This is a genomic window from Streptomyces sp. R28 (assembly GCF_041052385.1).
In the GTDB taxonomy this organism is placed as follows: domain Bacteria; phylum Actinomycetota; class Actinomycetes; order Streptomycetales; family Streptomycetaceae; genus Streptomyces.
In genome coordinates this window covers 7,623,927-7,637,483 of record NZ_CP163439.1, presented here as the reverse complement: position 1 = coordinate 7,637,483, position 13,557 = coordinate 7,623,927, and the positions used below count along the sequence as shown (strand labels likewise).

The window sequence follows — 13,557 nt, the reverse complement described above, 5'->3', positions numbered from 1 at the left end:
GGCCGCTCAGTACACGGACCAGCCACGCCCGTCGTGACGCGACTTCGTACCCGACCGGTTCTCGGACTGGGCACGTCGCTCGTCGTCTAGCTGCCGCCGCTCGTCATCGAGCCGGCGCTCCCCTTCCGCGGCGAGCTCGGAACGCTCACGGTCGGACATGGAGGCCCACTTCTCGGCAAGCGGGGCCGCCTGCTCCACCGCCTGCTCGGCGTACGCCGACACATTGGCCGCTTCCCGGAGTCCCATACGTCCAGAGAGGACCTCTTGAGCCATCTCCTTGAGCGCATTGCCTCCCAACCCCGAGGCGAGATGCTCCAGGGACTGCCGCAGGACCTTGGCCTGGGCGGGGTCCTGCTGGGTCATCTCCAGGAACTCGGAGTCGTCCACGGGCTTACCGGAACTGTTCGGGGCGCTGTCCAAGGGGTACCTCATCGCGGGTCGGCGGTCTCGACCGGCGTGAACCTACCAACGCACTTGCGAACGCTTCAACACACAGCCGGTGCAGGAACCTCGTAGGTTATGCCAACTCAATGAGGAGTGCGGCTCGGTGGCACTGCAGAAACCGTGCCACCAACTCCGTTGATTTGAGCACTTCCTTCAAAATGGTTGTGTATGGCCCAAATTATTTGCATTCCGCCAGGTATGAACCGAATGCATCCCGACTACGGAACCGGATCGAGATGACTCGATCGGACCGGGAGCCTGCCTCGACGCCATACGGCTCCAGCCAGGGCCGCGAAGTGGCCCGAGCACCGCGAACCGTCGCCGAAGCCGATTTCGTCGATCCGTGGCACACCCCACCTCGCCGGGCTGGCCGCGCGTGCCGGTGAAGAAGCGCGCGCAGGACACGTACACGAGCTGCAGGCGGGCGGACGATGACCTGCGACATCACGGCCCAGCTGTTCTTGGTCCGAGGCACTGCGCCACGGGCCAGGTGGCCGGCCATGCCGTTCCAGCCGCCGCGGAAGGGTTTGCCCGGCTTCTTCGGCTCAGGCCAGAAGACTGGCCGGATCGCAGGCCTCGACTTGCGCTTGATCATTGCCGTGCCGGTGCATGACCCTGACCGGCCTGCCGCGCACCCTCCGCACCTCAGCGCTGACCCGTCCGCCCACCCCGCCCGGAGCCGTGCACCGGCGCATCCCGCTCGGCACGCTCGCGGTCCAGGTCCGCCTGCTGCCGGGCGTCCCATTCCCCGAAGTGGGCCTTGGACTGCTGGCGTTCCGCGTACGTCTGGTCGTCGGCCGCCCGGTGCATCTCGTGCATCCGCTGGAACACGGCCTCGGTGTAGCGCGGGTCCTGGAAGGCGTCCTTGATGTCGACGCTCCCGCTCAGCACGGCACGCGCCATCTCGCGCAGGTCCGGGCCGAGCGAGGTCGCGCCGGCGATGGTGCGCAGGGACCGGCGCAGCCGCAGGGCCTGCTCGGGGTCCTGGGCGATCCCCATGAGTTCCTCGTCCTGGATCTCCCGGTCCGCGGTCATGGGTGCGGCACGTCCTTCCCGTTGGTGGTTGGTGGGGGCAGCTGAAGCAGCGGCGGCGTCATCCGAACTCGCTTCGGGCCCAGTCGTCCGCGCCCCCCGAGGAGCCGGAGGAACCGGAGTTCGCGGCGGCGGCAGCGGGCGCCGGCCTGCTGGACGTCTGCGTGGCGCCCGTGACGCCGGAAGCCGTCCCGGACGCGGTGCCCGTCCCTGACGCGGTGCCCGCAGCCCCGTCGGACGCCTGCGCGCTCTGGGCGCCGGCACCGTGTCCGGACAGCGCGTCGACACCATGTTGGACGCGGTCCCCGGCCGCTCCGGTGACACGCTCCGTCGCGGCGTCCACGGCGTTGTTGACGTGCGTGGTCGGGTCCACGTAGTCGGCGAAGGTCGATCCCTCACCACCGGTGACCTCGTTCTTCAGGCCATCCACGTACTCACCGGCCGCCGTCTTGGCGACGTCCGCCGTTTCGCCGAGGTCGACGCCGGAGCGCGCGTCGAAGTAGGTCTCGACGCTCTGCTGGCCGATGTTCTGCGCCATTCCGACGGCGGCCTCTGTGGCCTTCTCCTTGGCGGCGTCGACCACCTTCTCCTGGACGAACTGCTTGCCCTGCTCCTTGAGCTGGTCCTTCGCGAACTGCTTGACCTTCTCCTTGGTGACCTTCTCGAGCTGCTCCTTGGCCATCTTCTTGACGGCGTCCATGGTGGCGTGCTCCATGGCCTTGGTGACCGCCTCCATGACCTCCCGCTTGAGCCTGTCCAGCAGCTCGCGGACGATCAGCCGCGTGGCCTGTGTCGCGCCCAGCGCGCCGACCTCGGACAGTCCGAAGGTGAAGGGAGCCGCGGCCTGCGCCGCGATGATCTCGATTGCCAGGGCGATGAGTTGTGCGATCACGGACAGCTTTGCCGTGAGCACCGCCACCGCGGCCGCGTCGAAGGCGAAGGCGATCACTTCGCACGCGGTCTTGGCGTCCGGCAGATATCTGTCCTCGCCGTTCGCGCCGGTGTAGGCGCCCCAGTCCTTGCTGAATCCCTCAACAGCCATACCGAAGTTGTGGGAGACGACGGTGCGGGCGAGCCCTTCGCCGTGCTGTTGGATCTCTTCGAGTTCCTCGCCGTAAGCCCGCCAGGTCTCTGCGACCTTGTGCAGTGCTTCTTCATCGGCCTCGGGCCAGGTGTAGCCGAGGAGGTCGAGCACCCAGACAAGCTCGCCGGGCAGAGTGAGCGACATGCCAATAGCCCCGTATTTGATTAGAGTTCGCCGGAAATTCCGTTCAGCAGGCCACTGTTCGACGCTTCCGATGCATCGTAGTTACGCGCCATGTCCTGCAGGTTGTACCCGATCTTCTGCAGCCGTTCCGCGAGACTGTCCATAGAAGTGAAGATTCCGTCGCGAATCGGCGTGTAGACCTGGCCGAAGATCTCCCCGAAATCCGCATCCGCCCATGGCTCGCCAAGGCCTTCGAGGCTGTCCTTAAAGCGCTTGGACGCGGTTGTGAAATCACCCCCGAGGTCGACGAACTTCCCGCCCTGCCTGCGGAGTACGCCCGTGTCCACATCAAAGGCTTCGAACTCCATTGCGCTCCCCCGAACTCACCTGGCTGCACTTCATATTGAACGACAGACGGATACCTTAGACTCCTCGCGCATGACCCCGCCAAGCCCGCAAGTCAAGAGATCGTCAAGTTGAGCAAGGGGACGACAAAAAGTGGTGACAGTACAGTCGCGTCACGGCAGCACAGGGAGCCTGTGGGCGGGAAGACTCCTCGGCCTGGGGCTGCTGCTGTTGGCCGCAGTCGTCGCCGCGGTGACCGTTCCGGAACTGCGCAGTGAACTCGCCGGAGAGGGCGCCGACGGAACCCTCACCGTTTCTTCATGCGAGACGCACACGAAGACCCACTACGGTACGCACAGGCGTTCCACAGAACTGAAGTTCAGCTGCACCGGAAACTGGAGCGCACAAGAAGGTAAGGCCACCTACCAAGACGTCGTGGTGGAAACGTCATCGCGTTTCGAAAGCGGGGCGAAAATCCCCGTGGTTCAAGTGGACGACACATTCGAACAACCGCAGGACCGCGACCCCGGAGACGACGCCGCGATTCTCGCGTTCTGCCTCTCCTTGCTGGCCTTCGGCATCTACTGCCTCCTCACCGGATTCGGCACCCGCAACGGCCCCGGTTTCACGGCTTCTTGGCAGAGCCTGCCGGCCCGGACCGTCACCGGCCCCGTCCTGGGCGGCCTCTGCGCCCTGGGCGTCCTGGCAGCACTCGTCTGCGCCCTCGTCCTGTGACAGCCACATCCCCATTCCTGAGGAACCCTCAATGACACAAGTACACGGGAACGCCGCGCCGAACGCCGCCGAACCGGGAGACCGGGCCGGCCTCGGCCGCCTCATCGGCGCAGGCCTGATCCTCGTAGGCGTAGTCCTGGTGGCCCTGGGCGCCTACCTCGGCCCGTACACCTACGCCACGTCCACGCCGGGCAAGCTCACCGTCGAGACCTGCACCGTCGACTACAAGTACCGCTCGAGCACGTCGAGCAGTTCACGCAAGAAGACCAAGACCAGATGGTGCTACGGCACCTTCACCTCCAACGACGGCTCCGTCAAGGACCTCAACGCCGAGCTCAAGAGCGATGCCCTGCACCAGCGCGGCTACGTCATCGAGGCCATCAAGACCGGCGACACCTCCTACAAGCTGGACCGTGGCTGGGTGGGCGCCATCGCCACCGGCTGCGCGTGGTTCTTCGGCGCCCTGTTCCCCCTCACGATCGGCTACTTCGGCATCGTCACGGGCTTCTCGTCCAGGCAGGCGCCGAGCCAGGGGCTGTTCCGGACTTGCTTGGTGCTGGTCGGGGTGGGCGTGATCGGGTTGCTCGTCAGCTTGTTGGTGGGGTTCTTCGCGTGACCCTTGCGCGACTTGGCTTGGCCTTCGCGTGACAGAAATCCCGGCTTTGATCCCGAACAGCACTCGGCGGCGAGGCGGACCGTGATGGTCTGCCTCGCCGCCGAGTTGGTTGGTTTCGCTGTCTAAGAAGCGGTCGTGGGCAACGCCACGAGGGCATAGGAATCCCCACCGAGGCCGGCGCCGGCTGAGCTGACGTAGAGCACGTCCTTGTGCCAGAACGGCCACGCACCGGCGCCCATGTTCTTGCGCAACTCTTCCGGATAATCGACGACTGTCGTCATCTCGCCGTCCTTGGGGTTGAACTCCACGAGCTTCGGCCTCTTCGCGCCCTCGGTGACGTACGCCAACAGACGGTCGCTACCAGTGTCCCGGAGCGGAAAGTACTCAATGGTGTTTGCAGCCGGCGCTTTCCACAGCTCCTTGCCGCTGTTCAGATCGTAGGCGACCAGCGTCTTCGACTCACCCTTGGCGACTCCTTTCTCGCCCAGCCCCATGAGCAGAATGTCCCCGACACCTGCAACCTGGCGCATCGGACTACCGTCCTCCTCCGGGAGAATGAAGTACTTCTCCGTCAGCGCAGGGAACTTGCCGCGCCGCTCACCGGTCTTCTCATCGAGCGCGAACACTCCCTTTGCCTCTCCGCTGAGGACGAGCGGAGAAGTGGAAAGCGCGATCTCCGCTTCAGATTCGCCGAATCGCTTCGTCCATTCTGCTTTGCCGGTGGCCGGGTCCACGAGCGATGCCTCGGTCCACGACTTCCCGGTGAATGTGTCTCCTTGGACGCACGACGTCGTGCGGATGAGGTTCTTACCGCCGGTGTACGTACCGGCGTTGCAGCCACTGGGCACTACCTTCTCAACGTCCCAGGCCTTCGTGCCGTCAGCCGCCTTCAGCGCAACCTGCTCCCTGTCGGTGGTGATCACGGCTGTCTCGCCTGCGCGAGCCACAGCCAGTTCCTTGCCGGAGTTGAACTCGTATTTCACCTTGAAGCCCCGGTGCCACAACTCCTTGCCGGAGTTGAGGTCGTACGCAGCAACGTGATCGCACTTGCCATTGGCCCCGCCCATACCCGAGGCGCCATAGGCGACGATGCCGACCCCGCCATCGGAGACAGAGGGGGCGACGCAGGCTTGGTTACCCGCGCCGGGCAGTGGCGTTGCCCAGAACTGCTTTCCGGTGTCAGGGTCGTAGGCCTTCACGCCACCGGACAAGGTCTGAATCACAGCCTTGTCGGTGAACCAGGTGCCGTTCCCGCTCGCTCAGGGACCACCCCGAATTCGAAGGCACGCTCCACAGCGGCTCCGTGGCGGAGTTCGCCATCAAGTACCACGCGCCCCCGCCGGCACCACCGAGCACGACGAGTGCGACAACGAGCAGCACGATCAGCCCGGTCTTCTTCTTCCGCGGCCGCCCAGCCGGCATGGGGGCCCCGGGGAACTGCTGCAGATGGCCTGGCTGACCGTAGCCCGGCTGGGGAGCCATCGGGTACTGCGGGGGCGCCGACTGCTGGGGGTAGCCGTAACCGGGCTGCCCCGGCGGCGCCGCGGGCGGCTGTTGCGGATAGCCGTACGCCTGCGGCGGGTTGCCGTATCCCTGCGGCGGGAGGTGGCCCTGCTGGGGCGGGGCGGGCGGCTACTGCGGCGGAGGTGGCTGCTGCCCGTAGGGACCGGTACCCGGCACGGGTCCGTTGGCGCTCATCGGATGTTGCTCCTGACGTACTGGGCCCACGCGGTTTCGAATTCACTCTCGTTCATGCCAACTGCCTTCTGCAGCTGCTGATCGAGGTTGGTGGGCTTCCTGTAGTGGTCTACGACAAACTCGAAAAGTGCTTCCTCGCCGCCCTTTTCCGCGATGAAGCGAATCGCCAGATAGCTGAGCGAGTAGTTCGCGCCAACCGAGCTGTATTCGAGCTCGAAGTCCTGGCCAGGCAATCCACCATCGAACTTCTCGCCCGCTAGATCGCTACGCACCCCAGCGTCCCCCATAGCCCGGTCGAACCGACAGGAAACGTACTCCGCAAACCCCTCGACGACCCACGCCCGAATGCTCGTCTCCTCATCCTGGCCGTATGCGCCAGGGTCCTGCGGCTGAACGAGGGCGTGCGCGATTTCATGCCGGGAGATGTCTCCGACCCCCCGCCGCCACGAGGACGAAGTGAATCGGCTGGTCGAGGTGTCCATCTTGAATCCGGCCCTGACGTCTCCGTTCACCTGGTTACAGGCAGCGCGGATCCACCGGCGGCGCCGCGACATCGAACCTGGGGACTCTGGTTTCGAGGTCCGGAAAGCCGATGGACCTCGCTGAATGGTCAGGGCTCGCAGGTCATCGAGTGGCCCGAGCACAGCCAGTCGCCGTCCGGTGGGTTGTCGAGATCCCCGATGGTTTGAACCAGCCCCCACGCAACATAGAGAACAAAGGCGGCACATGCCCACCAAAGCACCCACAGTACTACCTTCTTACCGGAGGGACGCCGCACGCGCGAGGGACGACTGTGTGCGTGCTCCGCCTCCGGCACCGATCCGTCCGACGTGCCCGCCGTCGGCGCGCGCCCTGTATGCCGACCGACATAGCGGGGACTCAAGACGAAGTCCTGATCGTGTCCGAACTGCCCACGACATCGAAGTCACGTGCCAGGCCAACGGAGTTGAGGTGAGCGAGGTCGGCTTGCTCAAGTTCCATTTTGAAGGGGCCGCCGAACTTCTCCTGGGTGCGCCGGTGCTCGCTGGGCACACCCCAGTCGTAACGCTTCTGCACTTCTACCCGGTAGGTGATCTCGTCGCCGTGCTTCTCTCCTACGAGGCGGTACTGGAAATGGTTCAGAGCGTAGTACCAGTCCATGCTTGAGTCGCCGTCCGCGGTATTCGGGGCTGTCGATCCCCACTCGGTGGTGAACGGCCCGTCGGGACGCTTACGCACGTCCTTCTCAAGGGTCTTGTCCACGTCACGCTGGAACTGCGGAATGTCCCGCATCATCTGCTGCGGCTCCACCTCGACCGTCTTGCCTGAGCCGTCGAGATAGTGCTTGACCAGGCCAGCGGCATTGGTCCAGCCCCGAGCGGCAGCCGCTGCGCCGACATTGTTGAGCTGGTTCCGCACCATCCGATCCTTCACGGTGGGTTCGAACACGTCGTACCGGCGATCTTCGGTTTCGAAATTGTGGGGCGTACCGAAAATCACCTTGAGGCTCACCGTGAGCCACTCATCAATCTTGTTCACCTCCGTCAGAACCTATTGAGCGCGGAGCTGGACAAGGTCGGCAGCCTGCTTCTTCTCCTGGTATTTCGCTTCGCCGTGCGGATCGTCGGCGTCTATCAGGATCGACCATTCGACAACACCGTCATCGGCGATCTTCATCCCCGCGTCATGCGCATCCCGGTCGAGCTCACGCGCGATCCTCTGCCAGCCTTCCAGACCTTCGGCGCCTCCGGTGCCGCGCACGCCGTCGGCCTCCTCGTCGAGAAACCTGCTGAGGGACTTGACCTGTGCATCGAGCGCGTCGAATCCGACCTGTATCCGGTCGCAGTGCTTCTGGGCCGCCTCTCCGCCCTCGCCCCTCCAGTGGTCCTTGTGGAGCTTGCGCACAACGTCGTCGTGGAATCCCTCGCGGGCCTGTCTGATCTTTCGGTGGATGACTGCGTTCCACCGGTCGGCGAACCTCTCCAGGCCGGCGACGTCCAACTCCAGGAGTTGCGAGAAGGTGACCACTGCCCTGCCTTTCAGCGGTAGATGTCGGAGAAGCCCTGTGCCGTACGGATCTCGTTCCCGTCATAGGCATCCGCACTGCGGCGGAAGTTGTCGGAGGCGCGGTTCAACCGGTCGCGCATCTCTTGGTTGAGCCGATCCCAGCGCTCATGCATGTCGTCAATGCTCTGCACGAGCCCCCAGCCGTGCGCCGCCCTCGCCAGGTCCTCGGCCGCGTCCTTCGCCTCGTCCAACGTCTTCCAGACCGTCAGAGAAGCCTCGTCACAGGCATCCGCACAGCCTCGCAAGAACGACGAGGTCACTCCGACATCCGGGTCCGACCCCCACGGGGGCGGCAAGGTCGGTCCCGTGGGTGACGGTGTCGGCTCAGGGCCGGAAGGCGCCGGGCTGGGGTCGGCGGGTCCAGGCTCCGGGTCCGGTGACGGTCCAGGTGATGGAGAGGGAGACGGGGACGAGCCAATGGAGTAGGACACTCTAGGATCCACGGGATCACGCATTGCATCCTCCATGTACATCCGCGCTGTTGATCGCAGCCATGACAACCATCCTGACAGGAGGCTTACTGGTCACGGGGGTTGGGCTAACAGGGGCTAACACAATGAGGCGGACAGCCCTCAGAGCAACTTGCCCAGTGCACCATGGCGAGCGGTTCTTCTGCGACGCCCGGCGACCTGGACTGCCTTCAAACGGGTCGAATCGACCGGCCACTGGGGTGGGCAGCCAGCGCATGGGCGGCACCGCCGCGGATGCCCGAGCAGTCGTCAACTGCGTCTGAAAGTCAGCAGATTGCGCCAGTCGACAGCGTGTAGTGTCCCGTTGCGTGCTGGCTGAACGACGACACCAAATCATCTTGCGGGCGCTACGTTCCGGCGGCACCGCCTCCGTGGCCGACCTCGCCGAGCAGCTTGACTCCAGCGCGGCGACCATCCGTCGTGACCTCCTCAAGTTGGAGGCAGACGGGCTACTCATCCGTGTCCATGGTGGAGCGGTCATCGACGAGGAGCGAGCTCCCTTCAACGATGCTGCTGAGGTTCTGGTGGCGGAGAAGGACGCCATTGCCGCCCAAGCGGCCACGATGATCGAGGACGGTCAGTCGATCATTCTCGACAGCGGTACAACGGTCCACCGGCTGGCACTTCAACTGCACAGTCGTCGACTTACCGTGATCACCAACAACCTCGCCGTGTATGACGAGCTCATCGGCGACGAGAACATCGACCTGATGCTGCTCGGGGGCATGGTCATCCGTGAGTCACGCATGCTGGACGGTTTCATGGCGGAGGACAATCTCCGCCAAGTTCACGCCGACTGGTTGTTCATGGGTGCTTGTGGCCTCCGCCCCGGGGGCCAGGTCATGGACACCACCGTGGCCGAGGTGCCCGCCCGACGCGCCATGATTGCCGCCGGCGACAAGGTGGTGCTCCTGGCCGACAAGAGCAAGTTTCCGGGAACCGGCATGGTGAAGATCTGCGGCCCCGAAGACCTGGACGCGCTTATCACCAACGCATCGGAAGACGACGCGACCTGTATGGCTCTGCGCGAGGCCGGCGTGAAAGTAATACCGACGGCTCCGGCCACAGTCGGCGGCTAACAAAGCGACTTGTACTGCCGGTAAGCGATGAGGCAGCAGGCGAGTTTGAGGAACGCTTCGTGGATGTCGGCTCGCCGTTCCCATCGGATCCGCAGGCGTCGGAAGCCGTGCAGCCACGCGAAACTCCGTTCTACGACCCAGCGGTAGGTGCCCAGGCCCGTGCCGTGCAGGGTGCCGCGGCGGGCGATGGCGGGCACGATGCCGCGGGCGCGGACCTGGTCGCGGTAGATGTCGTGGTCGTAGCCGCGGTCCGCGAACAAGGAGTCCGGCTTGCGGCGAGGATGGCTTATCCGGCCGCGGACCGGTGGGATCGCGTCGAGCAGGGACAACAGTTGGGTGACGTCGTTGCGGTTGCCGCCGGTCAGCAGAACGGCGAGTGGAGTGCCCTGCCCGTCGGTGATCAAGTGATGCTTGGAGCCGGTCCGGCCCCGGTCGACCGGTGAAGGGCCCGTATGGTGCCCCCTTTTAGCGCCCGGACGTGGGAGGAGTCGACCACGCAGCGGGACCAGTCCAGCCGCGAGGCCGCGTTCAACTCGGCGAGCAGCACCTCATGCAGACGCTGCCAGACGCCAGCCTCGTTCCAGTCCCGCAGCCGCCGCCAGCACGTCATTCCCGAACCGAAGCCCAGTTCTTGCGGCAGGTACTCCCACTGGATACCAGTCTGCAGCACATAACAGGATTCCGCACAGCACGTCCCGGTCCGGCAACGGCTTGCGACCCGGATACCGAAAGCGCCGTTCGCGCTGCGGCAGCAACGGCTCCAGGCGATCCCACAGCTCATCCGACACCATCCACGGCGACATCCCCACAACGGACTGAACGCTCAACTACCGCCCTGGACACGGCCACCAGGGCTGGGCTACCTCATTGTGTTAGCCGTTGTAAGGGCTGTCCCGTAAATGATCTCCGAACTGCCTCAGGATTCCTGGGCCGTTGTGCGGGCCGCTCGTCTATCCGGCGAGGGCGAGGTTGTTCATCCGGGCGATGCCGAGCATGGCGTGGTGGACTCCGTCGCCTTTGAGGCGGCAGTCACGGAGAATCTTCCAGGTCTTCATGCGCGCGAAGACGTGCTCGACGCGGGCGCGGACCTGCTTGTGGGACTTGTTGTGTGCTTCCTTCCAGTCCGGAAGGTCTTCGCCCTTGCGCCGGCGGTGGGGCATGACGAGCCCTGTGCCGGGATAGCCGCCGTCGGCGATCGTGAGTGTTCTGCCGACGGCGGCTTTGGCGCCGGATTCCTCCCACGCCTTGCAGTCGTTGCAGTCGTTGCAGTTGCCAGGCACTGGCCGTCCGACCGCGACGACCAAGCGGGTGTCGGCATCGATGACGACCTGGTGATTCGTCGAGTAGCGATAGTTCTTGGACTGCTCGGCGATGGTGTGGTCGCGGGTCGGCACGAGGGTGCCGTCGACGATGAGCACGGTGTCCCTCCGGAAGCGCTGCCGCTGTTCAAGGGCGCGCTGTGGCGCGGTGTGGTCGATGATGCGGTCGGCGCTGGACTTTGAGATGCCGAACAAGGGCGCGCGCAAGTTGGCGCAGTGTCAGGTTGGTTCGTCAGTACGCCGCGACGAGGAGCACTCTTCCAGCGGCAGCGACCAGGGGCGCCCCTGGCGAGTTCGTTCAGCTTCTTCCCGTCGCAGACTGGTGATCAGCTTGCGGAAGTCGCCCGGGCTCAGCCCGGTGAAGGGAGCTATCCAGGACGGCTCCGATGCCGTGATCACACCAGCCACCGCGAGATCATCCCATCCAGCGCTGGGCGCCTTGGCGCCCAGACGGAGTGCGGGCTGGTCGCACGCCGCACGGCCTCCATACGTTCAATGAACGCAGAATTCGTTGCCCTCTGGGTCCTCCATCACGACGAAGAAAGAACCCGAGCCCTCCGAGTCCTCCACGCGCAACCGGGACGCGCCCGCGGTCTCCAGTCGCGCCACCTCGGCAAGCACTCGCTCCTTGCGAGTGGCAAACGGGACGCCACGCCCTCCGCTCACGCCCAGATCAAGGTGGAGCCGGTTCTTGACGACCTTCGGATCGGGTACCTGCTGGAACCAGATCCGCGGGCCGACGCCATCCGGATCGATGACGGAGTCACTGCAGTCGCCTGCACCCAGCTCCTCCTCCGACACGCCTTGCTCCAGCCAGTACGCGCGCCAAGTAGCAAACGGTGCAGGCGGCGGCTCGACTCGGTACCCCAGTGCAGCGGCCCAGAATGCCGCGAGCCGCTCGGGCTCAGCACAGTCGATGGCCAGCTGGAGTTTGAGTTCAGTGATCACCGGCCAACTGTACTGGCCACATGAGCGCCGCCTCTGCGCCCTGCAGCCAAGGACCGGTGAGTGCCGCTGACGCCAAGACATCAGTGATCGGCGCTGATGACTCTTGGAAGGATGGCACCACCATCCTCACCCGCTGCAACGTGATTGCGGGACAAGCCTTAGGTGCGGGGGAGTTGCGAACATGGCGGCGGGAAGTCGGCCTTCAACGCCCCCTCCGGCCGCCGTCGATGGCGCCGCCGATGTCCCCCCTGGTGATCAATTGGCTCGCGTGGGCAGCACGATGCATCCTCTCTGCGTGCAATCGATGCCTCGACGGTGCGCCGCTGGCCGAAGGCGGCCGAGGAAGGCGGCGCCTGGTTCGCCGGTGACGTGGCCTTCGGCGGCGTCATGATCGTTCCTGGTAGTAACGACATGCTCTTCGGGCAGCCCGCGGACTGGCAGAAGTACGAGCAGGAGCGTGCGGAGGTCGACCCCAGCGCAGAGCCCTTGCCGAACAGGCGGGCATCTCCAGGCTGTGGGAGAAGGAGCCCAGGATCTTGGTGGGCGGCTGATGCGCGTACTCGGCTGGGTGTGCGGCGTCCTCCTCGCCCTCGTCAGCACCTTCTGGTGCGTCACCGCGACCGCAGACCTCGCCCTGTCCGCCGGAATCCACGGCACCCCTGGCACGTACGAGGTGGAGCGCTGCTACAACACCGACTACAGCCGGTAAGAACTCCGACTACGACTGCCACGGGGACTTCACGCCGGACGGCGGCACAGCTGACGACGCCGACTACGTACACCTCGAGGACACCGGACGCGACTACCCGGACGGCACCGAGTTCGACGCGCGACAGGGCATCGAACCAGAGACGATCCAACGGGTCGGCTTCTGGGGCGTCGTGGGCGAGCTCTGGCAGGTCGCGATCTGCGTGGTCGTCCTCGCGGTCCTCGCATACCAGGCCATCAAGCCACGTGGGGCGGACCAACGCCGCGAGGCCCACCGCCGGGAGCCCGTCACGACGCCAAAAGGTAGCCGACCGAGTGGGCTACGCCGTCGTCGTCGCCATCCCCGTCGGCCTCCTGAGCCTGCTCGCGCAAGCTGCGGAGCCGATGCCCTGACTGTTGTGGGCATACGGCTGTTGACAGAGTGACCTCGACAGCCTTCCGGCAGCGTGGCGATGGCGGTTCCCGTCAGCGGATGTCGTGGTCGGGGTGGGTCCGGTCGTACGCACCCCGTGCCTCCGCGATGACGCCACGGTGGGCAAGGGACCAGTCCGTGAGTGCCTTGACCAAGTGGGTCAGGCCGGCCCCGGTCTCGGTCAGACGGTAGTCGACCTGGGCCGGGACGGTCGGGTACACCGTGCGCAGCACGAGTCCGTCGCGCTCGAGCCTGCGCACGGTGAGGGTGAGCATGCGCTGGGAGATCCCGTCGATGGCGCGCTGAAGTTCGCGGAACCGTCGCGGCCCGCCCGCGAGTTCGACGATCACGAGCACCGACCACTTGTCCCCGATACGGTCCAGGACGTCGCGGATCCCGCAGTCGGGGTGGTCCTCACGCCCGCAGGGCTCAAGGTCGGCAGGGGTGTTGGTTACTCCGGTGTGCGTGAGTGACATCAAACTGCCTTCTTGTGGCCGA

15 protein-coding genes and 2 pseudogenes are annotated in these 13,557 nt (G+C 65.4%); 4 read left to right on the top strand and 13 right to left on the bottom strand.

Annotated features, from left to right (window positions below):
• Positions 1-6: 6 nt before the first annotated feature.
• From AB5J49_RS34375 to AB5J49_RS34360, 4 genes are all read right to left on the bottom strand, one after another.
• Complete coding sequence (locus AB5J49_RS34375) at positions 7-387, bottom strand: hypothetical protein (RefSeq protein ID WP_369172748.1); 381 nt, start codon at positions 385-387, stop codon at positions 7-9.
• A gap of 702 nt (positions 388-1,089) precedes the next feature.
• On the bottom strand, positions 1,090-1,479 hold the full coding sequence (locus AB5J49_RS34370) for a hypothetical protein (protein ID WP_369172747.1): 390 nt from the start codon (positions 1,477-1,479) through the stop codon (positions 1,090-1,092).
• 58 nt (positions 1,480-1,537) lie between these two features.
• Entirely contained in the window at positions 1,538-2,704 is a 1,167-nt protein-coding gene (locus tag AB5J49_RS34365) for a PE-PGRS family protein (RefSeq protein ID WP_369172746.1), read from the bottom strand.
• 20 nt (positions 2,705-2,724) lie between these two features.
• On the bottom strand, positions 2,725-3,051 hold the full coding sequence (locus AB5J49_RS34360; RefSeq protein ID WP_369172745.1) for a hypothetical protein: 327 nt from the start codon (positions 3,049-3,051) through the stop codon (positions 2,725-2,727).
• Positions 3,052-3,259: 208 nt separating this feature from the next.
• On the opposite strand from AB5J49_RS34360, the gene AB5J49_RS34355 reads away from it, so the two are divergent.
• Entirely contained in the window at positions 3,260-3,763 is a 504-nt protein-coding gene (locus AB5J49_RS34355) for a hypothetical protein (protein WP_369172744.1), read from the top strand.
• A gap of 31 nt (positions 3,764-3,794) precedes the next feature.
• Positions 3,795-4,379 carry a hypothetical protein gene (locus tag AB5J49_RS34350; protein WP_369172743.1) on the top strand — a complete coding sequence of 195 codons (585 nt, stop codon included), beginning with the start codon at positions 3,795-3,797 and terminating at the stop codon, positions 4,377-4,379.
• Between the two features lie 122 nt (positions 4,380-4,501).
• Here AB5J49_RS34350 and AB5J49_RS34345 read toward each other — a convergent pair whose 3' ends face one another.
• The 5 genes from AB5J49_RS34345 to AB5J49_RS34325 form a co-directional block, all read right to left on the bottom strand.
• On the bottom strand, positions 4,502-5,602 hold the full coding sequence (locus tag AB5J49_RS34345) for a PQQ-binding-like beta-propeller repeat protein (RefSeq protein ID WP_369172742.1): 1,101 nt from the start codon (positions 5,600-5,602) through the stop codon (positions 4,502-4,504).
• Between the two features lie 471 nt (positions 5,603-6,073).
• The gene (locus AB5J49_RS34340; RefSeq protein WP_369172741.1) at positions 6,074-6,559 is read right to left on the bottom strand and encodes a hypothetical protein; all 486 of its coding nucleotides are present in this window, start codon (positions 6,557-6,559) and stop codon (positions 6,074-6,076) included.
• 397 nt (positions 6,560-6,956) lie between these two features.
• Positions 6,957-7,595, bottom strand: a complete 639-nt coding sequence (locus AB5J49_RS34335; RefSeq protein WP_369172740.1) for a hypothetical protein — start codon at positions 7,593-7,595, stop codon at positions 6,957-6,959.
• A gap of 12 nt (positions 7,596-7,607) precedes the next feature.
• Positions 7,608-8,084, bottom strand: a complete 477-nt coding sequence (locus AB5J49_RS34330) for a hypothetical protein (RefSeq protein WP_369172739.1) — start codon at positions 8,082-8,084, stop codon at positions 7,608-7,610.
• 11 nt (positions 8,085-8,095) lie between these two features.
• The gene (locus AB5J49_RS34325; protein ID WP_369172738.1) at positions 8,096-8,314 is read right to left on the bottom strand and encodes a hypothetical protein; all 219 of its coding nucleotides are present in this window, start codon (positions 8,312-8,314) and stop codon (positions 8,096-8,098) included.
• A gap of 587 nt (positions 8,315-8,901) precedes the next feature.
• On the opposite strand from AB5J49_RS34325, the gene AB5J49_RS34320 reads away from it, so the two are divergent.
• The gene (locus AB5J49_RS34320; protein ID WP_369166422.1) at positions 8,902-9,672 is read left to right on the top strand and encodes a DeoR/GlpR family DNA-binding transcription regulator; all 771 of its coding nucleotides are present in this window, start codon (positions 8,902-8,904) and stop codon (positions 9,670-9,672) included.
• On the opposite strand, the pseudogene AB5J49_RS34315 reads toward AB5J49_RS34320, so the two are convergent.
• The 3 genes and pseudogenes from AB5J49_RS34315 to AB5J49_RS34305 all read right to left on the bottom strand — a co-directional run bounded on the left by AB5J49_RS34315 (position 9,669) and on the right by AB5J49_RS34305 (position 11,936).
• Positions 9,669-10,475, bottom strand: a pseudogene (locus tag AB5J49_RS34315) (IS5 family transposase). The gene AB5J49_RS34320 and the pseudogene AB5J49_RS34315 sit on opposite strands and share 4 nt — an antisense overlap.
• A 147-nt stretch (positions 10,476-10,622) precedes the next feature.
• Positions 10,623-11,399, bottom strand: a pseudogene (locus tag AB5J49_RS34310) (transposase).
• An 84-nt stretch (positions 11,400-11,483) separates the two neighbouring features.
• A complete protein-coding gene (locus AB5J49_RS34305; protein WP_369175355.1) occupies positions 11,484-11,936 on the bottom strand; it encodes a VOC family protein in 453 nt (150 codons plus the stop codon).
• 553 nt (positions 11,937-12,489) lie between these two features.
• Here AB5J49_RS34305 and AB5J49_RS34300 point away from each other — a divergent pair.
• Positions 12,490-12,648 carry a hypothetical protein gene (locus AB5J49_RS34300; protein ID WP_369172737.1) on the top strand — a complete coding sequence of 53 codons (159 nt, stop codon included), beginning with the start codon at positions 12,490-12,492 and terminating at the stop codon, positions 12,646-12,648.
• A gap of 464 nt (positions 12,649-13,112) precedes the next feature.
• Here the strand turns inward: AB5J49_RS34300 and AB5J49_RS34295 are convergent, their stop codons facing one another.
• The gene (locus AB5J49_RS34295; RefSeq protein ID WP_369172736.1) at positions 13,113-13,535 is read right to left on the bottom strand and encodes a winged helix-turn-helix transcriptional regulator; all 423 of its coding nucleotides are present in this window, start codon (positions 13,533-13,535) and stop codon (positions 13,113-13,115) included.
• Positions 13,536-13,557: the final 22 nt, after the last annotated feature.